The organism is Sphingobium sp. (genome assembly GCF_035511395.1).
In the GTDB taxonomy this organism is placed as follows: Bacteria; Pseudomonadota; Alphaproteobacteria; order Sphingomonadales; family Sphingomonadaceae; genus Sphingobium.
On sequence record NZ_DATKFP010000161.1, the window covers coordinates 42,309 to 66,451 of the forward strand.

The 24,143-nt window shown below is 64.6% G+C and carries 21 protein-coding genes; 9 read left to right on the top strand and 12 right to left on the bottom strand.

The features are described from left to right. Positions 1-36 precede the first annotated feature (36 nt). On the bottom strand, positions 37-1,485 hold the full coding sequence (locus tag VMR39_RS11000; RefSeq protein WP_325416016.1) for a sigma-54 dependent transcriptional regulator: 1,449 nt from the start codon (positions 1,483-1,485) through the stop codon (positions 37-39). Between the two features lie 154 nt (positions 1,486-1,639). Here VMR39_RS11000 and VMR39_RS11005 point away from each other — a divergent pair, with 154 nt between their 5' ends. The 5 genes from VMR39_RS11005 (at position 1,640) to VMR39_RS11025 (ending at position 5,630) form a co-directional block, all read left to right on the top strand. Continuing rightward, positions 1,640-1,765 (top strand): aa3-type cytochrome c oxidase subunit IV, encoded by a 126-nt coding sequence (locus VMR39_RS11005; RefSeq protein ID WP_325416017.1) that lies wholly within the window; start codon positions 1,640-1,642, stop codon positions 1,763-1,765. Positions 1,766-1,800: 35 nt separating this feature from the next. Next, complete coding sequence (locus VMR39_RS11010; protein WP_325416018.1) at positions 1,801-2,940, top strand: NAD(P) transhydrogenase subunit alpha; 1,140 nt, start codon at positions 1,801-1,803, stop codon at positions 2,938-2,940. Between the two features lie 109 nt (positions 2,941-3,049). Beyond that, entirely contained in the window at positions 3,050-3,334 is a 285-nt protein-coding gene (locus VMR39_RS11015; RefSeq protein ID WP_325416019.1) for an NAD(P) transhydrogenase subunit alpha, read from the top strand. Continuing rightward, the gene (locus VMR39_RS11020) at positions 3,334-4,755 is read left to right on the top strand and encodes an NAD(P)(+) transhydrogenase (Re/Si-specific) subunit beta (protein WP_325416020.1); all 1,422 of its coding nucleotides are present in this window, start codon (positions 3,334-3,336) and stop codon (positions 4,753-4,755) included. Before VMR39_RS11015 ends, VMR39_RS11020 begins: the two co-directional genes overlap by 1 nt. Positions 4,756-4,940: 185 nt before the next feature. Further along, a complete protein-coding gene (locus VMR39_RS11025) occupies positions 4,941-5,630 on the top strand; it encodes an aspartate/glutamate racemase family protein (RefSeq protein WP_325416022.1) in 690 nt (229 codons plus the stop codon). 201 nt (positions 5,631-5,831) lie between these two features. Here VMR39_RS11025 and VMR39_RS11030 read toward each other — a convergent pair whose 3' ends face one another. Beyond that, positions 5,832-7,055, bottom strand: a complete 1,224-nt coding sequence (locus tag VMR39_RS11030; RefSeq protein ID WP_325416023.1) for a dihydroorotase — start codon at positions 7,053-7,055, stop codon at positions 5,832-5,834. Between the two features lie 138 nt (positions 7,056-7,193). Next, positions 7,194-8,189, bottom strand: a complete 996-nt coding sequence (locus VMR39_RS11035) for an aspartate carbamoyltransferase catalytic subunit (protein ID WP_325416024.1) — start codon at positions 8,187-8,189, stop codon at positions 7,194-7,196. 161 nt (positions 8,190-8,350) lie between these two features. Between VMR39_RS11035 and VMR39_RS30470 the strand changes: the two genes are divergently transcribed. Then, the gene (locus VMR39_RS30470) at positions 8,351-8,872 is read left to right on the top strand and encodes a winged helix-turn-helix domain-containing protein (protein WP_414712494.1); all 522 of its coding nucleotides are present in this window, start codon (positions 8,351-8,353) and stop codon (positions 8,870-8,872) included. 24 nt (positions 8,873-8,896) lie between these two features. Here the strand turns inward: VMR39_RS30470 and VMR39_RS11045 are convergent, their stop codons facing one another. The 9 genes from VMR39_RS11045 to VMR39_RS11085 all read right to left on the bottom strand — a co-directional run bounded on the left by VMR39_RS11045 (position 8,897) and on the right by VMR39_RS11085 (position 19,434). Beyond that, a complete protein-coding gene (locus VMR39_RS11045; protein ID WP_325416025.1) occupies positions 8,897-11,683 on the bottom strand; it encodes a TcfC E-set like domain-containing protein in 2,787 nt (928 codons plus the stop codon). Between the two features lie 52 nt (positions 11,684-11,735). Then, positions 11,736-12,233, bottom strand: coding sequence for a hypothetical protein (locus VMR39_RS11050; protein ID WP_325416027.1), 498 nt, complete (start codon positions 12,231-12,233; stop codon positions 11,736-11,738). A gap of 95 nt (positions 12,234-12,328) precedes the next feature. Continuing rightward, complete coding sequence (locus VMR39_RS11055; RefSeq protein ID WP_325416028.1) at positions 12,329-12,913, bottom strand: hypothetical protein; 585 nt, start codon at positions 12,911-12,913, stop codon at positions 12,329-12,331. Between the two features lie 166 nt (positions 12,914-13,079). Beyond that, entirely contained in the window at positions 13,080-13,775 is a 696-nt protein-coding gene (locus VMR39_RS11060; RefSeq protein ID WP_325416029.1) for a hypothetical protein, read from the bottom strand. Between the two features lie 167 nt (positions 13,776-13,942). Next, on the bottom strand, positions 13,943-14,350 hold the full coding sequence (locus tag VMR39_RS11065) for a hypothetical protein (protein ID WP_325416030.1): 408 nt from the start codon (positions 14,348-14,350) through the stop codon (positions 13,943-13,945). Between the two features lie 266 nt (positions 14,351-14,616). Continuing rightward, a complete protein-coding gene (locus tag VMR39_RS11070; RefSeq protein WP_325416031.1) occupies positions 14,617-17,121 on the bottom strand; it encodes an ABC transporter permease in 2,505 nt (834 codons plus the stop codon). 24 nt (positions 17,122-17,145) lie between these two features. Then, complete coding sequence (locus VMR39_RS11075; RefSeq protein ID WP_325416032.1) at positions 17,146-17,838, bottom strand: ABC transporter ATP-binding protein; 693 nt, start codon at positions 17,836-17,838, stop codon at positions 17,146-17,148. Between the two features lie 11 nt (positions 17,839-17,849). Then, positions 17,850-19,166, bottom strand: coding sequence for an efflux RND transporter periplasmic adaptor subunit (locus tag VMR39_RS11080; RefSeq protein ID WP_325416033.1), 1,317 nt, complete (start codon positions 19,164-19,166; stop codon positions 17,850-17,852). A 64-nt stretch (positions 19,167-19,230) separates the two neighbouring features. Next, entirely contained in the window at positions 19,231-19,434 is a 204-nt protein-coding gene (locus tag VMR39_RS11085) for a hypothetical protein (protein ID WP_325416034.1), read from the bottom strand. 189 nt (positions 19,435-19,623) lie between these two features. Between VMR39_RS11085 and VMR39_RS11090 the strand changes: the two genes are divergently transcribed. From VMR39_RS11090 to VMR39_RS11100, 3 genes are all read left to right on the top strand, one after another. Then, positions 19,624-21,033: a sigma-54 dependent transcriptional regulator gene (locus VMR39_RS11090; protein WP_325416035.1), complete on the top strand. Its 1,410-nt coding sequence runs from the start codon at positions 19,624-19,626 to the stop codon at positions 21,031-21,033. Next, on the top strand, positions 21,023-22,363 hold the full coding sequence (locus VMR39_RS11095; protein ID WP_325416036.1) for a HAMP domain-containing sensor histidine kinase: 1,341 nt from the start codon (positions 21,023-21,025) through the stop codon (positions 22,361-22,363). The genes VMR39_RS11090 and VMR39_RS11095 overlap by 11 nt, the downstream gene beginning before the upstream one ends. A gap of 93 nt (positions 22,364-22,456) precedes the next feature. Then, positions 22,457-23,983, top strand: coding sequence for a catalase (locus VMR39_RS11100; RefSeq protein WP_325416037.1), 1,527 nt, complete (start codon positions 22,457-22,459; stop codon positions 23,981-23,983). The last annotated feature ends 160 nt before the right edge of the window (positions 23,984-24,143 follow it).

Sequence of the window (24,143 nt, forward strand, 5' to 3'; positions counted from 1 at the left end):
AGCATAGGCGCGGGCAGATTTCAACGCCATAGCCGGTCAGGCGGCGCTATCGATGCCCAGTTCGGCGAGCTTGCGATACAGGGTGGAACGACCGATGCCCAGCCGCCGGGCGACTTCGGTCATCCGGCCGCGATAATGGCCGATGGCGAGACGGATGACGTCGGCCTCGATCTCCGCCAGTTGGCGGACATGGCCATCACCTTCGAACAGGGTGATGCCCGCGCCGTCGCGATGTGGCTGGCTCACGATGCGCGGGCGGGCGATGATGCGCCCCGTGCTCTCTCCGATCCGGATCTGCGCAGCGATCTGCGGGAAATCCTGCGGTGTCAGTGCATCGCCGTCGCACAGGACGGCGGCACGGAACAGGGCGTTCTGCAACTGGCGCACATTGCCCGGCCAGGGATGCTGCATCAGTAGCGATAGCGCGTCGTCGGTCAGCCCCAGGCTGCGCAGGCCCGGCTGGGTCGCGATGCGGGCGAGCAGGTGGCGGCAGAGCGCGGGAATGTCGCCCATGCGTTCGCGCAGCGGCGGGATGGTCAGCTGGACGACATTGAGGCGATAATAGAGGTCTTCGCGGAAACGGCCCGCTTCGATCTCGTCGATCAGCCGCTTGTTGGTGGCGGCGATGACACGCACGTCGACATGGATCGGTCGGCGGGCGCCGAGAGGCTGGACCTCGCCATCCTGAAGCACGCGCAGCAGCTTCACCTGCGCGTCGAGCGGCATCTCGCTCACCTCGTCGAGGAAGATCGTGCCCATGTCGGCCGACACGAACTTGCCGACATGCCGGTCGAAGGCGCCGGTGAAGGCGCCGCGCTCATGACCGAACAGTTCCGATTCGACGAGGTTGGCGGGAATGGCGCCGCAATTGACCGTGATCATCGGCTGCTTGTGGCGCGGCGAGGCGGCATGGACGGCGCAGGCGATCACATCCTTGCCGACGCCGCTTTCGCCCTCGATCAGTACGGGCACGCGGGCGCGGGCCGCCTTGGCCGCAATGGCAAGCGCGGCGCGGAAAAGGGGTGCGGAGCCGACCACATCCTCGAAGGAGAGTGGCGCGGTGATCTTTTCGGTCAGGGGACGCAGTTCGCCCGCCGCGCTGCCTTCAGCCAGAGTCGCGTTGAGGGCGGCGAGCAGTCGTTCGGGCGCAATCGGCTTGGAAAGATAATCTGTTGCACCCGCCCTCATCGCCTCGACCGCGCCGGAGACATTATTATGGGCGGTGAGGATGAGCAGGGGCAGGGCCGGACGGCGCGCGCGAATCTCCCGGATCAGGTCCGACGGGTCATAGTCCGGGCTCCACTGATCGAGGATGATCGCGTCCAGCCGCATGCCGTCCTGCGTGCCCAGCATCGCTATGGCCGTCTCGCTATCCTGCGCGAAAATGGTGCGCCAGCCAGCGCGCGATGCCAGAGCGGACACCAGTCGCCTTTGCGCCGGTTCGTCGTCGATCAGCATCAGCATCGGTACGCCGTCGCGCGCCATCTTCACCCCTCAAATGCAACAGGCGACTAGGGTTAACGGACAGGGGTAAAGGCGCACTTAACTGCGAAAGATTTTCTTGTCGGCCTTCGGGTTGAGGGGGGCAAGGCGAAAGGATAAGAGGTGAACCGCGAAAAGCGCAGGAAGAGGAGCGAATATGTCGAACGAAGGGCATATGAATAGCGCGAATGAAACCTATCATGGTTTCATCGGCCTGATGAAATGGGGAACCGTCGCCAGCATCGTCGTCGCTGCAATCGTGGTGTTACTGATTTCCAGCTGAATGGAAAATCGGGATCAGGAGGGGGTGCGACACAGATGAAGATTGCAATATTGAAGGAGCAGGCGGCCGGCGAACGGCGGGTCGCCGCCACGCCGGAGACGGTGAAGAAGTTCAAGGCGCTGGGCGCCGACGTCGCCATCGAGGCGGGCGCTGGGCTGACGGCGTCGATCGCCGATGCCGACTATGCAGCCGCTGGCGCAACGGTTGCCGATGGCGGCGCGACGGTCGCCGGCGCTGACATCATTCTGGGTGTACAGGGGCCGACCCCCGAAAGCCTGGCCGGGGCGAAGCCGGGCGCGTGGATCGCCGCCGGCCTTAACCCCTTTGGCGCCGGTGAAAATGGAGGGCGTGCGCGTGTCGACGCCTATGCCGCTGCCGGGTTCGAGGCGCTGGCTATGGAGTTCATGCCGCGGATCACGCGTGCGCAGTCAATGGACATTCTTTCGTCCCAGTCGAACCTGTCGGGCTACAAGGCGGTGCTCGATGCCGCCGCCGAATATGACAAGGCCTTTCCGATGATGATGACGGCGGCTGGTACGGTGTCGGCGGCCAAGGCCTTCATCATGGGCGTCGGCGTCGCGGGGCTTCAGGCGATCGCCACCGCACGGCGTCTGGGCGCGCAGGTGTCCGCTACGGACGTCCGCGCCGCGACGAAGGAACAGATCGAATCGCTCGGCGCCAAGGCGATCTTCGTGGAGAAGGTCGCGGGCATCGAGGGTGAGGGCAGCGGTGGCTATGCGACCGAAATGTCCGACGAGTACAAGGCCGCGCAGGCGGAGCTGGTGTCGTCGCACATCGCCAAGCAGGACATCGTTATCACCACCGCGCTGATCCCCGGCCGTCCCGCGCCGCGGCTCATCACCGACGCGCAGATCGCGACGATGAAGCCGGGCAGCGTGATCGTCGACCTGGCGGTCGAGCAGGGCGGCAATGTCGAGGGTGCGGTCCCAGGCGAAGTGGTCGAGCGCCACGGCGTCAAGATCGTCGGCCATCGCAACGTGCCGTCCCGGCTGGCGGCGGACACTTCGGCCCTTTTCTCGCGCAATCTCTACAATTTCCTGTCCGCCTTCTGGGACAAGGAAAAGAATGCGCCGGTGCTGGACGAGGAAATCGGCAACGCCATCCGCCTGACGCAGGGCGGCAAGGTCGTGAACGAGCGGTTGCTGGCCAGCTGAAGGGCGGGCTTGGTCCCGAACGGAATATAGGGGCGCGGGCCTGCCGAGGGGGCGGGCCGCGCGGGAACGTCCGGTCGCAGGCAGGCGGGACGAACAGGGAGTAGGAACGATGGACTTCGTAGCCATCCTGTCGATTTTCGTGCTGGCGTGTTTCGTCGGCTATTATGTGGTCTGGTCGGTGACGCCGGCGCTCCACACGCCTTTGATGGCGGTTACCAACGCCATTTCCTCGGTCATCATCGTGGGCGCGCTGGTCGCGTCGGCGGAGGCGGGCAGCATTGCCGCCAAGGTGCTGGGGCTGGTCGCGGTGGTCTTCGCATCGGTCAACATCTTCGGCGGCTTTGCCGTCACCGAACGCATGCTGGCCATGTACAAGAAGAAGGAGCGCAAGTGATGCACGAGCTTGCTCCTGTCTCTCCTTTCGTGGCGCTGGCCTATCTGATCGCCGGCATCCTCTTCATCCTGGCGCTGCGCGGGCTGTCCAGCCCCGCCACCAGCCGGCGCGGCAACCGCATGGGCATGGCAGGCATGGCGATCGCGGTCGCCACGACGCTCTATACCCATGATGTGGTGAGCCTGCCGGAGATTGTGGGCGCGATCATCGTCGGTGGCGGCATCGGCTTCCTGATCGCCCGGCGGATCGCGATGACGGCGATGCCGCAGCTGGTTGCGGCCTTCCACTCGCTGGTCGGCATGGCCGCGGTGCTGGTGGGCGCGGCCGCTTACCTGAACCCCGGCGCGTTCGGCATTCTCGATCCGCTGACGGACGAGATCCACGGTGCCAGCCGGGTCGAGATGGGGCTGGGCGTCGCGATCGGCGCCATCACCTTCTCCGGCTCGATCATCGCCTTCCTGAAGCTGAACGGCAACATGTCGGGCAAGCCGATCATGCTGCCTGGCCGCCATGTCATCAATCTGGGCACGCTGGCCGCGATCCTGGGGCTGGTCGCCTATTTCGTGACGGATCAGTCGCCCTGGGTGTTCTGGACCGTGACGGCGCTGAGCTTCGTCATCGGTTTCCTGCTGATCATCCCGATCGGCGGCGCGGACATGCCGGTCGTGGTGTCGATGCTGAACAGCTATTCGGGCTGGGCCGCTGCCGCCATGGGCTTTACCCTGGGCAATACGGCGATGATCATCACCGGCGCGTTGGTGGGCAGTTCGGGTGCGATCCTGTCCTACATCATGTGCAAGGCGATGAACCGCAGCTTCATCAGCGTGATCGCGGGCGGCTTCGGCGCGGAGTCCGGCGGTGCGTCGGCTGGCGCGGCGGCGGTCGACCGTCCCTACAAGCGCGGCAGCGCGGAAGACGCGGCCTTCCTGATGAAGCAGGCGGAAAGCGTCATCATCGTGCCGGGGTACGGCATGGCGGTGAGCCAGGCGCAGCATGCGCTGCGTGAAATGGGCGACATCCTCAAGAAGGAAGGCGTCAACGTCAAATATGCGATCCACCCGGTCGCAGGTCGTATGCCCGGCCATATGAACGTGCTGCTGGCCGAAGCGAACGTGCCCTATGACGAGGTGTTCGAACTGGAGGACATCAACGGCGAGTTCGGCCAGGCCGACGTCGCCTTCGTCATCGGCGCCAACGACGTGACCAACCCGGCGGCCAAGACCGACAAGACATCGCCCATCTACGGCATGCCGATCCTCGACGTCGCCAACGCGAAATCGGTGCTGTTCGTGAAGCGATCCATGGGCGGCGCTGGCTATGCCGGCGTCGACAATGAGGTCTTCTACATGGACAATACCATGATGCTGCTGGCCGACGCCAAGAAGATGGTGGAAGAGATCGTCAAGGGACTGGCGCATTAAGTTTTCGGCTGTGTTTTCGAGCCGCTGATGATCCATCCGGCTCGAAATCGCTCTGAGGGGTTGCCCCGCGCCGCCCCGATACCCTAACCCGTTCGTGTCGAGCGAAGTCGAGACATGCCGCGCCACCTGGAGGCCGGTTCTCGACTGCGCTTGAACCGAACGGTTTTTTGTATCCAGGGGTCATGATGCGTAAACTTGGTCTGATTGGTGGTCTCAGCTGGACGTCCACCGCCCGCTATTATGAGATCATCAACAAGGCTGTGCATCGCGCGCTGGGTGGGCAGCACAGCGCGCCGCTGCTGATCGACAGCCTCGATTTCGCCGCCGTCGCGGGATGCCGGACGGAATCGGACTGGGACGCGGCGGCCGGCCAGTTGATCGTATCGGCGCGGCGGCTGGAGCAGGGAGGCGCGGAAAGCCTGCTGATCTGCGCCAATTCCATGCACCGTGTCTATGATCAGGTGCAGGCCGAAATCGGCATCCCGATCATCCATATCGCCGAAGTGGTGGGCGACAGGATGCTGGCCGACGGCGTCGAAAAAGCGGCGCTGATCGGTACCCGCAACGTCATGACCGAGAAATTCTACCGCCAGCGGCTGGTGTCGCATGGCGTGTCGCTGCTGCCCGCCGACATGGAACTGGCCGAGCGGATCGACCGCATCGTCTATGACGAGCTGACCGTCGGCAAGATCAGCCGCGAGAGCGAACGCTACATGAAATCGGAACTGACCGACATCGCCAAGCAGGATGTGCAGGCGGCGGTGCTGGCCTGCACCGAACTGGAACTGATCGTCGACGTGAAGGCCAATGTGCTGCCGATCTACGACTGCACTGGGATCCATGCGAAGGCGGGGGTGGACTTCATCCTGGGGTGAGGGCTGTAGGAAATGGGACGCTTAACTTCGCACATTTCCCGCAGATTTTGAAATTTACGGTTGTGTCCCGGTAATATTATTACGGTTCAAGCCGGGGGCGAGTGCAGCTTTTACCATCATGGCGTCGTGTAGGACAGGGCGGGGCCGGCAGGCGATCTTGCCGGCCCCATCTGTTACAGGAGGTCTGTTACGAGATGTCCGTTACAGGAAGGCGCCGCCCTTCATGACCCGACGCGTGCGGCCCTGCACTGGCACCTTGTCGAACGGGGTGTTGCCCGCTGAAGCCGCCATTCTGGCCGAATCCACGATCCACGGGGCGTCGGGATCGACGAAGATCAGGTCGGCGGCGCTTCCGGCGGTGAAGCTGCCCGCGTTGATGCCCAATATCCGCGCCGGATTGGTGGACAGCAAGGTCATCAACCGATTGATCGTCACCTGGCCTTCGCGCACCAGGTTGAGCGACAGCGCCAGCAGCGTTTCCGCGCCCGCCATGCCCGGTGCGGCATCGGCGAAGGGCAGGCGCTTGTCCTCCGGCCCGCGCGGGTCGTGGCCGGAGGTGATGACATCGACCGTCCCGTCGGCAACGGCGGCGAGGCTCGCCTGCCGGTCATTTTCCGACCGCAGCGGCGGCGACAGCCGGGCGAAGGTGCGGAAGTCGGTCGCCGCCTGATCGTTCAGGAACAGATAGGCAGGGCTGATGCCGCAGGTCACTTTCAGGCCTTCGGCCTTGGCGGCGCGGATCAGGTCGAAACCTGCCTTCGTCGTCACCAGCCGAAAATGGATCGACGCGCCGGTTTCGCGCACCAGCACGATGTCGCGCGCGATCGCCATCGCCTCCGCGCAGGCCGGGGCGTGGGGCAGGCCGAGCCGCGTCGCCGTCTCGCCGCTGGTCGCCACGGCTTTCGCCGTCAGCCCGCCGTCCTCGGCATGGGCGATGAGGGTCAGGCCAAGGCCGCTGGCATAGGAGAGGACGCGCAGCATCACGCCCGAGTCGGCGATCCACTGGCGGCCGGTGCCGACCGCCTTCGCGCCTGCCGCCTGCATCAGGCCCATTTCGGCCATTTCCGCGCCCTTGAGGCCGCGCGTGGCGGCGGCGATCGGATGGACCCAGAAATCGGGCTTGCCCGCACGGGTGGCCTCCCGGATCAGGCCGACTTCATCGAGTGGGGCGCGCTGGTCCGGCATGAGCGCCGCGCGCGTGATGCCGCCGAAATGAAAGGCTGGCTTGTCGGTGGCGAAGACGCCCAGATCGATCAGGCCGGGCGCGACCACCAGCCCCTGCGCATCGACCTGCTGGGCGTCGGCGGGGATCTGCACTTGTCCGGCGGCGACGATCCGGTCGCCCTCTATCAGCACGGTGCCGGGGGTAAGGGCGTCCGCGGCCGGATCGGCCAGCTTGCCGTTGATGATTGCGATCCGGCTCATGCCCATTCCCGTTTCTTTGCTTGCCGCGATGTTCAAGCCCATCCCGGTTTCTTTGCTTATCGGGATGTTCAAGCCCATCCCTCCGTTTTGTTGGTCGGGATGTTCAAGTCCATCCCTCCGTTTTGTTGGTCGGGATGTTCAAGTCCATCCCTCCACACCACGCGCGCTGCGCGTCAAGACGTCCAGACAGGCCATGCGTACCGCAACGCCCATCGCCACCTGTTCGGTGATAGCCGATCGATCGGGATGATCGGCGACGGTGCTGGTGATTTCGACGCCCCGGTTCATCGGGCCGGGATGCATGACCAGCGCGTCGGGTTTGGCGATCGCCAGCCGTTCCGGCGTTAGGCCATAGAGCGCATGATATTCGCGCGGGGACGGGATGAACGCGCCGTCCATCCGTTCATTCTGGAGCCGCAGCATCATCACCACGTCGGCGCCGTCCAACCCTTCGTCCATGCGGGTATAAGGGATGGCGCCCAGCATCTCGACCTCCGGCGGCAGCAGGGTCGGCGGCGCGACCGCGCGCACCTGCGCGCCCAGCGCCGCGAGGCAGAGCATGTTGGAGCGGGCGACGCGGCTGTGCAGCACGTCGCCGCAGATCGCCACGACCAGCCCCTCGAACCCGCCCTTGCGGCGGCGGATGGTGAGTGCGTCGAGCAGCGCCTGTGTCGGATGCTGGTGCCAGCCGTCGCCCGCGTTGAGGACCGGGCAGTCGACCTTGTCCGCGATCAGCGCGACCGCGCCGGAACTGGCATGCCGAATGACGATGACGTCGGCGGCCATGGCGTTCAGCGTCATGGCGGTGTCGATCAGCGTTTCGCCCTTCTTCACGCTGGACTGGCCGGCATGCATGTTGACGACATCGGCGCCCAGCCGCTTGCCGGCGATTTCGAACGACAGCAGGGTGCGCGTGCTGTTTTCGAAAAAGGCGTTGATCTGGGTCATGCCCGCCAGCCGGCCGTCATGCTTGCGCGCCTTGCCCTTGTTCGCCTGCGCCCAATGTTCCGCCTCATCGAGCAGGAAGCGGATTTCCCAGGGCTTGAGGTCGGCGATCGACAAAAGGTGCCGATGCGGGAACAGCGCTCGCCCGGTCAGTTCAGGGGAGGCGTCGGGAATGAAGATGTCGGGCATGAGCCGACGCTTTAGGCGAGGTGGCGGGAGAGGGCAAGATCATCGGGGTAGTGCGGCCGGAGGCTGTGCCATGGAGCTGTTTGTCTTTGTCCGGAGAAAAATTTACGGCCTCCTAACCAATGACGGGCATGCGCTTTCAACGGACAATAACGGGAATGGGAATGGACCGGGAACGACTGCTCGACCTGCTGTGCGCCTGCGAGGCGAGAATCGTGGACAATCTGCGTTCGACGAACGAGGTGCTGCAATCGCTGCGGGCGGCCCGCGAAGCGCTGTCGGCCACGGAGGCCGGTCCGCAGGGCGATGCGATCGTCCACCAGCTTCTGACGACGATCGAGGCGGCTCATGCGGAGCCAGCGGCGCGCGGCGACTTCCGGATGCTGATCTTCCGCCCGCAGGATGAAAGCTACAGCATCGGACGGCGGCGTATCGCGTTGACCGAAACGGAAGCGAATATCCTGCACATCTTCCGGCAGGTGATGCCGGGACCGGTGTCGCGCGAGATGATCCTGTCCAGGCTTTATGATGCGCAGACGCGGCCGGGCGCCGGGGCGATCGACGTGTTCGTGTCCAAGCTCCGCCAGAAGCTGAGCCTCGCCAGCGAGGGGCGGGAATATATCGAATCGATCCGGGGCAAGGGATGGGCGCTGCGGCCGGAGCTTTGCCGGATCGACGCCGCCTGAGACGGGCGGCATCGCCGGGTCGGATCAATCCAGCTGGCGTAGAAATTCCCGCGCGACCAGTCGGCTGAGGGAAGAGGGGGCTTCCCGATCGGGTTGGGCGTCGGGTGCGTCGGCCAGGCTGCGTGCGGCAGTGCGGACACGGCGCAACTCGGCCTCGTGCGGTGCCTGTGCGAGCTGCTTGCCTTCGGGTTGCGGCGTAGGCGACAGCATGGCGCCGGTCGTGCTGCAACGAATTTTGCCGAAGCGATAGAGGACCGATGGCGTCTTTGCGTCGATCAGGCTCCGGATCGAGCGCTCGACGCAGGCCCCGCCATCGGCGCGGCGGATAGCGATGGTGGAGGACAAGGGCGCGGTGACGGTGAAATAGCCGCGATCGTCGGCCACGGCATAGTCGGTCCCGGCCTCGATCCGCGCCTGTGCGGCGGGCGAACCGTCCTCCAGCAGGATCTGGCCGAACAGGCTGATGACGCGTTGCGCCTCGAACCGCATCCGCACGACATTGCCGGGATAGAGCGTCACCTTGCGCCGGGTGCTGTCGATATCGAACTGCGGCGCGCCTTCCGGCTTAAGGCCGATCTGATATTCCCTGAATGCGGTCAGCCCCAGCGCGACGCGGCGGCCCGGCTCGATATAGTCATAGGGCCGGCCGTCGACCGTGATGCGATAGCCGCCGGCAGCAAGCTGGTTGCCGTCATTGCCGTTCTGCGTCCCACCGGAGCCTGTGCCCGCTGTTGACGCGGCGTCCTCGCGTGCGGGCGCGCGGATGTCGCTGAGGTCGAGCATGACCATGGCCTCGGCCGGGTCGCGCATGCCGATCTTGGCCCCGCCGCCGCCAATGGCAAAGCCCGTTTCACCATTGAAGAGATAGGAGGTGGCGGCGTCGCCGAACGGCCGCTTCTGCCACTGCACCGCCGCATCGGCGCTGCCATAGGTCGACTGGGTGCGCAGCCGGCCGAAGGCGCGATCGCCGTCGACATCCGTGCCCACACCGGCCTCCGCCACCAGATCGACCGGGCCGACCTGCTCGCGACGCGACAGCACCGCCTCGCCCACGGGCGAGAAGCCCTTGCGACCGCCGGTGCCGGGCTGGGAATTGCCGACATAATAGCCGCCGCCGGTGAAGGAGGCGGTCGTCTTGCGGTCGACGCGCTTGAAGAAGGAAATGGTGAAGCCGACGCGGGTGTCGAAATCGGACTTGGTGACGCCGGCCGACAGCAATGCCGACGCCGCCCAGGGCAGGTCGACCGAGCGATTATATTGGAGGCCGACGGCATAGCGTTTGGGGAAGTCGGACGAGCGGGTATAGCTGCCGCTCAGCCCCAGCGATCCGCCCAGCACGCGGGTCTGGACCGATCCGAACACCGTGTCCTGGCTGCGGAAGAAGGCGCGATAGCGGTCGTCGATCGCGATCGGCAGGACATTGTCGGGTGCCTGCGTCGTGCGCGCGGAGACGTAGAAGCTGATGCGCGGCAGCTGGATATTGGTGCTGACCAGCGCCGAATAGGTGCCGTCCGATCCGACCCCGACCCCCGCCAGCCCGCTGAACCGGCCGCGGAAGAATTGCATCGAGGTTTCGCCAAAGACGCGCGAATCGAAGGACGTCACTGTGGCCGATGCCGCGATGGAACGGCCGACGCGACGCTGGCCGGAGGCGGACAGCACGACCTCCCCGGTGGTCCGGGGCAGGAAGCCGGGGCCGCCGCGCCCGTCGACGCTGAGGAAATTATCCTCGGTCCGGGCGCCCGCGCGGAAGCGGAAGGCCGTCTTGCCCGGCGGCACCAGATTGGAAATCTTGGAAAAGGCGCGGGTCTGGTCCAGCATCACGCGAGCGCCGTCGCGGGCGACGATGCGGACGGTGTAGGCGCCTTCGGGCAGGGCGGCGGTGTTGAGCAGTTGCAGGCCCGCTTCATAGCGGGCAGCGGTGATCAGCACGTCGTTGCGATAGATTTCGACCTGGCCGCGCTGCGGCATCAGGATTTCGAGCGGGGTCGCCGTGTCGTTGGTGGCATCAAGCAGCGTGCCGTAGAAGGAACTCAGCTCCGCGCCCAGCACGCGATAATTGGTGAAGATAAGCGACTGAAAATCCTGGAGCAGACCGGCGGCGGCGCGCCGGTCCGACCAGATGCGCTGGGCATAGAGCTGCTGCGCGCGCAGCCCTTCCGTGTCACTGAGCGTGGTCTGCGCGATCAGCGCATTCTGGCCGAGGCTGGCCAGCGTGTCGAACGTGCCGCCATAGCTGGTGCCGGAATTGCCGTCCCGCGCCACCGCGAAGCGCGCCGTCTGGATCAGCGACGGACCCGACATGGCGGGGCCGAGCATCCTTGGCCCGCTGATCGCGCTGACCAGATATTGGCGCGACAGGAAGAGGGTGACGCTGAACGCTTCGGGATTGGCGATGATGCCTGATGCGTCGCCCGGCAGCAGCCCGCAGCCCACGCCCAGCATGACGCCGGGACGGCAGCGAAACTGTTCGTTGGCGGACAGCGGCCGGGACAGGAAGGCAGTGGCGGCCGCCGTGTCCACGCCGGGACCGAGCGCCCGCGCCACCGCCGCCGGATCGGCGAAGAGAAGCTGGCCATTGTCGAAGGTCGCGCGGAACGATCCGATCGCGCGTTCCTGAAAAGTGACGTCGAATTCGGTCGAGACCGATTCGTCCAGGCCGTCGAAGCCGCTGGGCGGCTGTGCCTCTACCTTCGTGGCGCTGGCGCTGCGCGACTGGCCGGCGTCATCGGGACGGAGCGCCGCCAGATTGGTCTGGGCCAGCGCCGGCATGACCTGCATATGGGCAAGGGCGATCGCGCTTGCGTGCAATGACCATGACAATAAGGTCGATTTCGTCCGCGCCCCCACGCTTGTATTCCGTTCAGAGCGGATCGACGGAGAGGACGAGTTGATCGAAATAGCGGCCGGCGGCGCGAGCCAGCATATCCGGTTCGGCCAGGTCGATCTCTATCTGCGAATTGGCGCCGTGCGAGCAGTCGACATCCTCGGGCGAGCGGCCTTCGAGGGTGATGAGCGCCTGTCCGCTGACTTCGCGGGACTGCACCTGGCCCGAACCGTCGCGAAAGCGCAACGTGTAGCCGATCCGGTCGAGCGATGCGGGCGATGCCATCCGGCCGCCGCCGCTGCTGAGGATACGAAGCCGGAACCGGCCGGTGGAGCTGGATACGCAGAGGTCCGACAGAAGGATATTGGGGCCGCTGCCCGCCCAGCTGGATTTGACTTCGCGCGAGCCATAGAGGCGCAGTTCGGCCTTCGGCTCTTCTTGGCGAGCTGGTTCGGCAGCGCCACGGCTGTCTGCGGGCATCTGCTGGGCGTGCGTCTGAACGCCGGCCATGCTTGCCAGCGCCGCGAGGATCAAGCCCATCATGCGTGAAGACAAAGCCTGCATCCCGTTACGCGCCCCCTGGAAAAACGGAAATGGGCGGGAGGTCAGCCTCCCGCCCATATTTGCACTTAGAGAGCCGAGACGGTCAGCGTCAGCGTGCCGGTGTAGGAACCGGCAGTCATCGCCAGGATGCCCGAATTCTTCAGACGGAACGCCATCGAGGCGTTGTTGCCGCCGCCGCAGTTCAGCGTGGTCGGACGGGTCTGGCCACCGGCAGTGGTCTTGAAGTCGCCATATTCACGGCCGGGGATCGCGTTGCGGGTATAGGGGGCGTTGGCCTGGTCCGAAACCCAGACGCCCAGATCCAGCACGCCGCCGGGGCCGGTCAGGCCGAACTTCAGTTCGCCGGTGTTCAGTTCCGAACCGGCCACGCCGTCGACCTTGATCTTGTAGAGGCCATCGGCGGTGTCGTTCGAATAGACGCAGAAGCGCGACGAGGCGTTCTGGAGGCCGGTGCCGGTCGCCAGGTCAGCGGCGGTCGGGTTGAAAGTGATGTCCGACAGGCCGGAAATCTTGACCAGCTTGGGAATGTTGGTCGTCACGGTCATCGTGCCGATGCTGTTGGTGCTCGACAGCGTGCCATCGGCGGCGGCGATTGCCGGTGCCGAAACGGCTGCGGCCGCAAGAGCAATGGCAAGAGCAACGTTCTTCATGAAATTTCCCCAATTCACCAAGAGGTGTCACCATGACGGCCTCAGCGAATCGCTCACTAAATATTAAGTAAGAAAAGGTCAATTTATTAAATGTTTAACAAAATAGGTTAAGAACGCGCCCTGTGAAAAACAAAATGTGATCCAGATCACGGATTTTTATTAAAACTTAAAAATCGACCTCTTTGGGATCGGACGACGCAAGCGATCTTTGCTTGAAGCGGACTTTGGCCTGCGCGGTCGGAAGCGGCAATTTCCACTCATTACCGGGATATATTCTGCGTGCGCCCAGGTCGGTGCAGCCGTCGGGAATCGCTGTCCCCTCGGCCTTTGGCACGGTGTCGCCGGTGCAGGCGCGGCCCTCGTAGAGAAGCGTGTTGGAATTGCCGACGTTGCGGATGACGAGTTCGCCGTTTTCCCGCGTCACGGTCAGCTCGGGCTTCGCCCGCGCGGGGCGGGCGGTCACGAGAATGTCGTAGGCGGCCAGCACCTTGATCGCGATGCCCTTGCCGCTTTCGCCGACCGTCGATTTCAACTCCCCGACCTGCGGCGTGATCTTGACGCGGTAGATACGGTCGGTCGTCACCGTCTCGTCGAGCGCGACCACGCGGATCGAGCGCATGCCGCCCGGATCGACCACCAGTCGATTGGGCGTGACCAATAGTCCCAGCGCTTCGGGATCGGCCTGTTCGACGCGGGCTTCCTGATCGGTGCCGGGACTGGTGATCTCCGACGGGGTGACGGTGATATAATAGCGATCAGGGCTTTCGTTGCGGATGACGATATCCGACCGGTGCGCCGCACCGGGTTCGAAATCCACCCACAGGCGATCGACCGAAAGTTGCGCGTGGGCAGGCATTGTCACGGGCGCAAGCGCCAGTGCCGCCGTCAGGAGCCTTTTATGCTGCAAGTAAAATTCCCCCACCCCAACCTGATCATTCCACTCGGAAAAACAGGTTGACGCGATCTGATATGGCGCGGGCGCGGAGTCAATCCCTTGTGGGAGATCCTGTATTTATTCGGGACATGTCATCAGACGGCCATGATGACGAGTGCGACACCATTAGCTCGAGTGGGATTGGCGATAGCTTCGGCCGAGAGCGGCGCGAAAGTGAAGGCCTTCTTGACCATGCCATTCAATCGCGTCGACTGCGACGGTGACAGGTCGAGCGCCGATCCTGTGGCTGGCATGAAAGTCACGGGCATGTCGCTGCCCGTATAGATCGCCGCGCGGCCGCCTTCGCTGGAGGAAATTTCCGAAGGCAGGCTGATCATGACGGCCGATTTCGCATCGGATACGGAGGCAATGCCTACGGCACCTTCCGCCTGTGCCTGCAAGGCTGCGGCAATCGGGGGAATTTCCACCCGGATCGTGATCGAGCCGCTGGACATGGAGCCGTCCGTCACGAAAGCATTGGCGATGGATGGCGACATGGCCATGAAAAAAAATGCTGCTGCAATTGCGCTTCGCATGAAATTTCGCCCTATGATTACTATCAGGGGTCATATTTCGCGAAGGTATAAGGCCTCACTTCATTATCTGGTTAAGCTTGCCTTAACCAATGATCGTGCTTTGCAGGCCGTCTTGATCTGTGCGATGTCTTGTGGATGGGAGCGCGCCTGGCGCCATCGATGGGGGCGGTGATGCCCTGGCCGGTTTCCCGCCCCCGCTCGACTGCAATTTGCCGCCGGACGATCAGTTCACGTCACTCATAACGCAAGGCGTGGATCGGATTGGTGCGCGCGACGCGGAAGCTGTGCGCCCCGATCGTCGCTACCGCGATCAGCAGCGCCAGACCGCCCGCCAGCAGGAAGGGCAGCGGCGTCAGCGCGATGCGGGCATCGAAGCCGTTCAGCCAGTCGCGCATCACCCACCAGGCGATCGGCCAGGCGATGAGGTTGGCGAGCAGCACCGGACGGCTGAACTGCCAGACGAGCAATTGCACGATCCGGCCGGTGCTGGCGCCGAGCACCTTGCGAATGCCGATTTCCTTGGTCCGGCGCTGCGCGGTGAAGGCGGACAGGCCGAACAGGCCGAGGCAGCCGACGATCACCGCCAGCAGGGCGAATGCGGCGAAGGCCTGCGCGCGGGCTTGTTCGGCATGGTAGAGTTCACGCACGATATCGTCGCCGAAGCGCGCGGTGAAGGGCACGTCGGGCGCCAGCCGCTTCCACACCGCGTCGATCCGGGCAAGGACGGTTGCCGGATTGCCATGATAGCGGATCAGCATCTCATTATGGTTCTCGCGATCGTAGAAGAAGAAGATCGGGTCCATCGGATCGCGGATCGAGCGGAAGCGGGAATCCTGGACGACGCCGATGATCGTCACCGGCACGCTGCCGCCAAATTCATCCTGCACCAGGCCGGCGCGCACCTGCTTGCCGATAGCCTGCTGCGGCGATGCAAAGCCGAGCCGCTTGACCGCCAGTTCGTTGATCACTGCATTGGCGCCGCGCGCGGCGAAAGCACGCTCCGCCGCCGGATCTTCCGGGAAGGGGCGCGTGGCGTCGTCAATCGGGCGATTGATGTCGAACTTGCGGCCGGCGAGCAGCTTGATGCCCATCGTGTCGAAGAATTTCGTGTCGATCTGATAGATGCCCATGTTGATGGGATCGTCACGACCGGGGACGAGTATGCCGCTATTGGTGTTGTTGGTGGTGCTGATGCCGATCGTCGTGCGGCCGACCGCAGTGACGCCATCGACCTTCCCGATTTCGCCGACTATCGTGTCCAGCACCGGATCGAGCTGGCGACGGCTGATGCCGGAAATCTGGATCAGCCCCTCCCGCCTGTAACCGGGGTCGGAATTGCGGGCGTAGAGCGTCTGGGCATAGACGACCGCGGTACAGATGATGAGGCCGATCGACACCGCGAACTGGGCGACGACCAGCGCGCGGCGCAGCCGGCCCGATCCTTCCGCATCGGCCGCCGACTTGTTCGCCTTCAGTACGCGGGCGGGCTGGAAGCGCGACAGGTAGAAGGCGGGATAGGCGCCGCCGGCGATGCCGACGAACAGGACGAGCCCCAGGATCGGCAGGATCAGGCCGCCGCTGCCGAAATAATGCAGCGCCAGTTCAGCATCGAGGAAGCGGCTGACCAGTGGCAGCAAGAGTTCGGTCAGCGCCAGTGCGACCAGCATGGCGACCGCCGAGACCAGGATGGATTCGCCGATGAATTGCAGCACCAGCTGGCGGCGATTGGCGCCCAGCACCTTGCGCAGGGCGACCTCGCGGGCGCGCTGGCTGGCGCGCGCGGTCGCCAGATTGACGAAATTGACGCAGGCCATGCCCAGGATCAGCAGCGCGACGATGGCGAAGGTGACTATCGACCCGCGATCATTGCCCGGCGTCATCGACCCGTTCTGCGCCCGTCCCAGATGGATGTCGCGGACATTCACGAGGGCAAAGTCCATATCGTCGCCCTGGTTGAGGCGACGGCCGCCGAAGAACTGATCGGGGATGTTGCGCTTTTCCCATTGCGGCAGCTGCGCGTTGATCGCGGCGACATCCGCGCCGGGCTTCAGCCGGGCGTAGATCCAGCCCGACTGCCAGCCATATTGACGCAGGAAATCCGGGATCTGCGCCCAGTAGGTGGCGGGATCGTAGCGGGCGAGCATGGTCAGTTTGAGATGGGACGCCTTGGGAATGTCCCTGATGATGCCGGTGATACGATAATCGATCGACATGCCGCGCGAGATCAAGGTCAGCGTCTGGCCCATCGGATCCTGATCGCCGAAGCGGCGGCGGGCCTCGCTTTGCGTCAGGACCAGATCGCCGGGTTTTGCCAGCGCGGTGCGCGGATCGCCCCTGGCCAATGGCAGGTCGAGTATGTCGAACACCGGGCCGTCGACATATTTCATGTCCTCGACCTCGCTCGCTTCGCCATTGCGCAGCGCCACCGGCCCGGCCGAAAGCAGGTGGACGGTCCCGGCGATCTGTGGGAAGTCCTTCTTCAGCGCCGCCTGCGCGACATAGGGCGCCATCTGAAGATTATTCTGCTGGCCGCTATGCGGATCGGTATAATAGGTCTGGAACTGGAAGGTCCGATCAACCTCCGGAATCCAGCTGTCGAAGGTCAGTTCATTGCGGACGAACAGCAGGATGATGAGGCAGGCGGCCATGCCGGTCGCGAGGCCCAATATGTTGATCGCCGCATAGGTCCGGCTCTTGAGCAGCGATCGCAGGCCGACCGTCAGATAGTTGCGCCACATGGCTCTTCTCCGTGCGAAGGGATGTCAGGCGGCGCGGCGCCGTTCCTGGAGGATGCGGCCGTCCAGCATATGGACGACGCGGCTGGCATAATCGGCATGGGCGGGCGAGTGCGTGACTATGACGATGGTCGATCCTTCGGCGTTGAGCGTCTGGAGCATCTTCATCACCTCATCGCCATGGCTGGTGTCGAGATTGCCGGTCGGCTCGTCCGCCAGGATCAGGCGCGGCTGCGACACCAGCGCGCGGGCGACGGCGACGCGCTGCTGCTGGCCGCCCGAAAGCTGGCTTGGCCGATGGCGGGCGCGGTGGGCGATGCCGACCCGGTCCATCACCGCCTCCACCTTCGCCTTTCGCTCCGACGCGGGCATGGCGTGATAGAGCAGCGCCAGCTCGATATTCTCGGCCACGGTCAGTTCGTCGATCAGGTTGAAGCTCTGGAAGATGAAGCCCAGATGGGTCTTGCGGATGCCGGCCAGCTTGGGTTCGGGCAGGCCGGCAATCTCGATGTCGCCGAAGCGGTAGGAGCCGCTCGATGGGCTGTCCAACATGCCGATGACATTGAGCAGCGTCGACTTGCCGCAGCCCGACGGCCCCATCACCGCGACGAATTCGCCCTGGAAGATGTCGAGGTCGATCGCGTCGAGCGCGGTCGTTTCGACCATGTCGGTGCGATAGGTGCGGCTGAGTTCACGCAGGCTGAGCATCGCTTGGGTCATGTCTGTGCCTTTCACTTCTGTTCGAGAACCAGCCGATCCTTGTCGGCAAGACCGGTATAGGGGGAGGTGAGAACCTTCTCGCCGGGCTCCAGCCCGTCGAGTATTTCGATATAGTCGGCGTTACGGCGGCCCAGGCGCACGGCCCGCTTGACCGCTTCGCTGCCGTCGGGCGTCACCACGAACAGCCACGCGCCGCCGGTGTCGTTGTAGAAACTGCCGTTGGGGATCAGCCGGGCGCGCACCGGATCGCCCAGCGTCAGCTTCACCTGAAGCGTCTGGCCGCGCTGGATCTGCGGCGGTTCGCCGTTCAGAAATTGCAGGTCGATCTCGAACTGGCCGTTGCGCACGGTCGGGTAGATCTTGGCGACCTTCATCCGATAGCTTTTACCGTTCCAGTCGACCGTCGCGGTCTGGCCGAGCTGGACGCGGGGGAGGTAAAATTCGTCGATCCCGGCGACCAGCTTGTTGCGGCCGGGGCTGTCGATCTGGCCCAGCCGTTCGCCGCGCGCCATCGACTGGCCGACCTGGATGGAGAAGGCAGAAACGGTGCCGGCGACCGGCGCGCGCAGGCTCAGCGCCTCCAGGCTGGCGCGCGCGACCGCAAGGCTGGATTGCAGTGTGTCGGCCGACGCGCGCAACTGGGAGAGCTGGCTGGTCTGGAGCCGTTCGTCGGTGCGCTGCGTCCGGGCCAGCACGGCGTGGCGCTCGCGCTGATAGGCGACATCGTCGCGCGTGTCGGCAAAGGTGCGGCCGGCGACGAAGCCGCGCGCGGCGAGCGGCGCTTCCCGCTCATATTGGCGCTGCGCCTTCTTGAGGTCGAGATCGGCCTCCAGAAGGGCGCGGCTGTTGGTCAGGCGGTTCTGCGACAGCGCCAATTCCTGGCTGCGCATCGAATTGAGCTGCTGCGTCACCTCGGTCTGGCGGGCCAGCACGGACAGTTGCAGTTCGGCGTTGGAGAGGCGGGCGAGCAGCTGGCCCTTCTGGACGGTGGCGCCATCCTCGACCAGGACTTCCTCGACCCGTCCGCCTTCGATCGCGTCGAGATAGACGGTGATGAGCGGCGTCACGCGCGCGCGCAATGGCAGGAAATCGTCGAAGCGGCCCTGCGTCACGGTCGAGATGGCGACACGGTCGGCGGGGAGGGTCTGGCTGCTGCCGCCCGGCATGTAGAACCAGACGACGCTGAGCAGCGCGATCGCGCCGGCCGCGCCAAGCGCGATTTTCATCCGCGGCGGCAACGTCCGGCGCGCGACCACCCGGTCCATGGCGCCACCGCTGCGGGGCCGGTCCGAAGGCTTGGTCTCGCTCGGCATGCTGACGACGCTCATGCCTGGCTGCTCCCCCGGCTGCTCGACTGTCCGATTTCGATCATCTGATGTTCGATTCCGGACATCAGGCCAGATAGGGCTTGCAGTAGTTGCTCGCCTGAACCTGCCGTTCGGGACCGAGGCATTCGGTCGCCATGCGCCGTGGCATGTCACAGCCCAGGGGCCGCGAAGCCGCCTGCGGAGCGACCATTATGAGCAGCGTTGCCGCAAAACCGAGCGTGATGGAAAGGGGTTTGGATAGCGAGGAGCCGGGTTTGCAGGGATACATGGTCAGTCTCCGATCGATCAGCGGGCGAGCGCCCTTCGCCAAACTCATTCGCAAGGCGCGTGCCATTTGCCGCAAGGCGCGTGCCATTTGCCTTTTCGAGACGATTTGCCTGAATTGGGAGGGTCGCCGATGGCTTGGCACGGATATTGATTGCGCGGTTCCGGACAGGGGCTGTACGGAAATGGACAGATGACTCAGGGGAAGCCATTCGAACTATGCGTCGTCATCGACGATGATGACGACATCTTGCTCGCGGCTCGCCTGCTGCTGCGCGGGATTTTCGATGAGGTCCAGACCTATCCCGACCCCGCGACCGCCTTTGCCGCGACCGCCGGGATGATGCCGGAAGCGATCCTGCTCGACGCCAATTTCTCGCGCGGGGCGACCAACGCGGCGGAGGGATTCGAGTGGCTAGGGCGGTTCCTTGAGCGCGATCCGCAGGCGGTCATCGTCATGATCACCGCCCATGCCGGGGTGCAGGTCGCGATCGAGGCGATGAAGCGCGGCGCCACCGATTTCGTGACCAAGCCCTGGTCGAATGAGCGGCTGCTGGCTACCGTCCGCACCGCAGCCGCTTTGCGCGCCTCGCGCAGGATCGCGGCGGAAAGGGACGAGGTCGCACTGATCGCGGCTGCGCCGACGGGTGAGACGCCGCTGCTGGGGACGTCGCCGGTCATGGCACGGGTCCAGCAACTGATCGACAGGGCCGCGCCGACCGACGCCAATGTGCTGATCCTGGGAGAGAATGGCACCGGCAAGGAACTGGTCGCCCGCGAACTGCATCGCCGATCGCGCAGGGCGGATCGGATCATGTTGCCCGTCGACCTTGGCGCGGTTGCCGAAAGCGTCATAGATTCCGAACTGTTCGGCCATGTCAGGGGCGCCTTCACCGATGCGCGCGCCGACCGGATCGGCCGGTTGCAGGCGGCCGACGGCGGAACCTTGTTTCTTGACGAGATCGGCAACCTGCCGCTGCATCTTCAGCCAAAGCTGCTGACCGCGCTGGAGCAGCGCAAGGTGACGCCGGTGGGTGCCAACAAGGCGGTGTCGGTCGACATTCGGGTGATCGCCGCGACCAACCTGAGCGCCGGCCAGATCGCCGATGAACGGCGCTTCCGTCAGGATCTGCTGTTCCGGCTCAACACGGTCGAGATCATGCTGCCGCCGTTGCGCGAACGGCGGGAGGATATTCCGGCGCTGGTGGCCCATTATCATGCGCTCTACGCCCGCAAATATGCGCGGCCGGTTCATCCGATCGCACCGGACCTGATGGCGGATCTGGTCGCCTATGACTGGCCGGGCAATGTACGCGCATTGCGCCACGCGATCGAGCGGGCGGTGATACTCGCCGGCGACGCGCCCTTCGCCATCGACGACATTCCACTGCGGCGGCAGGAAGGGGCTGCGCCGATGCGCGTGGATCGTGCCGCAGTGATCGAGGCCACGCCACCGCCCGAGGATATGAATCTGGAACGGGTCGAGCGTCGCCTGGTCGAAACGGCACTGATGAAGCATGGCTATAATATTTCCGGCGCCGCCGCCGAACTGGGCCTGACGCGCGCATCCCTTTATCGCCGCATGGAAAAACATGGGCTTTGATCGTCGCTATTCGCTGGGCCTCGCCCTGCGTCTTGCCGTGGCGATGGCCTGTCTGGCCGCGTTCGCCTGGTCGTTGCTGACCCCCGATCTGGGTGCGGTGCGCATCATCTGCGGGATCGGCGTCGCCATCAGCGCCCTGGCGCTGTGGCACCATGTTCGTCGCGCCAATTTCGAGGTTGCCCGCTTCATCGAGGCGATCGAGTTCGGCGATCTGCAGGCGCGCTTCGTCCGGCCCGGAACCGACAGCGGATTCGACGTGCTGGGCGAGGCGCTGGATCGCGGTATCCGGAAGCTGCGCGACGATCGGGTGCGGTTGCAGGAGGCCTCGCGCTTTTACGAGGCTCTGGCCGACGATGCGCCCGCCGCCTTGCTCACGGTCGCGCCCGACGGCCGGATCGAGCCTGTCAACAAGGCCGCCCGCAAGCTGTTCAATCGCCATGTCGGCGTGCGGCCCGACGATTACGCCCCTTATGGTGGCCATTTCGCGGCGACGCTGACCGGGCTGGAGCCGGGCCGCAGCCAGACCATGCTGATCGAGACCGATATCGGTCCTCAGCGCGTTCTCATCCGCTGCGCCAGCCTGACCCGGCTGGGCGGTGCAACCCGGGTGATCGCCGTTCAGGTCATCCAGCAGGCGCTGAACGCGGTCGAGGTGGCGGCGCAGAGCGACCTGATCCGCGTGCTGACGCACGAGATCATGAATTCGATGACCCCCGTGACGTCGCTGGCGCACACCGCATCGGAGCTGATGCGCCAGGCCGATGACGGCAGCGATCCCGCGATCGCCGATGCGCGCGCGGCCGTCGATACGCTGGCCCGGCGCGCGGACGGGGTCATGCATTTCGTCGAAACCTATCGCACCATTACGCGCCCGCCGCAGGTCGACCGCCGCATCTTCGCCGCGCGCCCCTTTGCCGACGAACTGGCAAAGCTGTTCACCGCGGACGCGGATCGATCGCGGATCGAGCTGGATGTCAGCGTGACCCCCGACGACCACCGGATCGATGCCGATCCCGATCTGCTGGCGCAGGTCATCATCAACCTGCTGCGCAATGCCGCCGATGCCGCAGAATGCCATCGCGACAGGCCCGTAGTGTCGCTCAGCATCGCAGCGATCAGTGCCGGAAGGACGCGGATCGAGGTCGCGGACAATGGTCCGGGCGTACCGGAAGGGCTGCGCCACGACATTTTCCTGCCCTTCTTCACCACCAAGAAGACCGGCAGCGGGATCGGCCTCAGCCTGGGCCGTCAGGTGCTGCTGGCGCATGACGGCAGTATCGAGATCGACAGCGCTCCGTCGGGTGGTGCGTTGTTCCGGCTGACGCTGTAGCCGGGCGCCCTGCCATCATTGGCAGCCAGTGAGGAACCTATGTGGGCGTCATGGGTAGCAACGCTATCCATCGAAATGTTGAGGAAGACCGCCATGGCCGATCAGTCCACCCCCCGCACCACCAATGATGCCGGCATACCGATCCAGAGCGACGAGCATTCGCTGACCATCGGTCGGGATGGCCCGATCGTCCTCAACGATCATTATCTGCTGGAGCAGATGGCCAACTTCAATCGCGAGCGGATTCCCGAACGCCAGCCGCATGCCAAAGGCAGCGGCGCCTTTGGTCATTTCGAGGTTACGGCCGACGTTTCGGCCTATACCAAGGCGCGGTTGTTCCAGCCGGGTGTGCGGACAGATGTCGGGGTGCGCTTTTCGACGGTCGCCGGGGAGCAGGGCAGTCCGGATACCTGGCGCGACCCGCGCGGCTTTTCGGTCAAATTCTATTCGGAAGAAGGCAATTTCGACATGGTCGGCAACAATACGCCGATCTTTTTCATCCGCGATCCGATGAAATTTCAGCATTTCATCCGGTCGCAAAAGCGCCGTGCCGACAATGGCCTGCGCGACCATGACATGCAGTGGGATTTCTGGACGCTGTCGCCGGAAAGCGCGCATCAAGTCACCTATCTGATGGGCGATCGGGGCATTCCAAAGACCTGGCGGGAGATGAACGGCTATTCCAGCCACACCTATTCGCTGGTGAATGCGCAAGGCGAACGCTTCTGGGTGAAGTTCCACTTCAAGACCGATCAGGGTGACGGCAATGCCCATTTCACCCAGGACGACGCCGATGCGATGGCGGGCAAGGATGGCGACTATCATCGCCGCGACCTGTTCAACGCCATCGCCGGCGGCGATCATCCCAGCTGGACGCTCTACTGGCAGGTCATGCCCTATGAGGATGCCCGTACCTACCGGATCAATCCCTTCGACCTGACCAAGATATGGCCGCATGCCGATTATCCGCTGATCGAGGTCGGCCGGCTGACCCTGACGCGCAATCCGACCGACTTCCACACCGAGATCGAACAGATCGCGTTCGAGCCGAACAATATGGTGCCGGGCATTGGCCTGTCTCCCGACAAGATGCTGCTGGCGCGGGGCTTTTCCTATGCCGACGCGCATCGGGCGCGGCTGGGCGTCAATTACAAGCAGATCCCGGTCAACCGGCCGGTGGCGCCGGTTCATAACTACGCCACCGCAGGGGCGATGCGGGTCGAGAAGGCGACCGACCCCGTCTATGCGCCCAACAGTTATGGCGGCCCGGCGGCGCAGCCCGACAGTCATGAAGCGGGCCTGTGGCAGGCCGACGGCGATATGGTTCGCGAGGCCTATACGCTGCGGGCCGATGATGATGACTGGAGCCAGCCCGGTACGCTGGTCCGCGACGTCATGGACGATGCGGCGCGCGGGCGTCTGGTGGAAAATGTCGTGGGGCATCTGACCGATGGCGTCAGCGAAAAGGTGCTGCAACGCGCGTTCCAATATTGGCGGAACATCGACAAGGACATCGGCCAGCGCGTTGCAGACGGAGTCCGCGCCAAGCTGGGCGGTGCATCGGATGAGGCCGGCATGGCATCGGCCGAAGCGATCAGGGAAGGCGAGCCTGTCAGATAGAACAGCCCGGAAGCGGCGGCGATCTGTTCGCGCAGGACATCAGCGTCGTCGTTTCGTCCCGGCAAGCGCCATAGCTGCCAATCATATGGTCCAAGACATGATCCGATCACCCTGATCGGATCATGTTCTCATTCTCCTCTGTTTCCGCATTTCCGAGCCG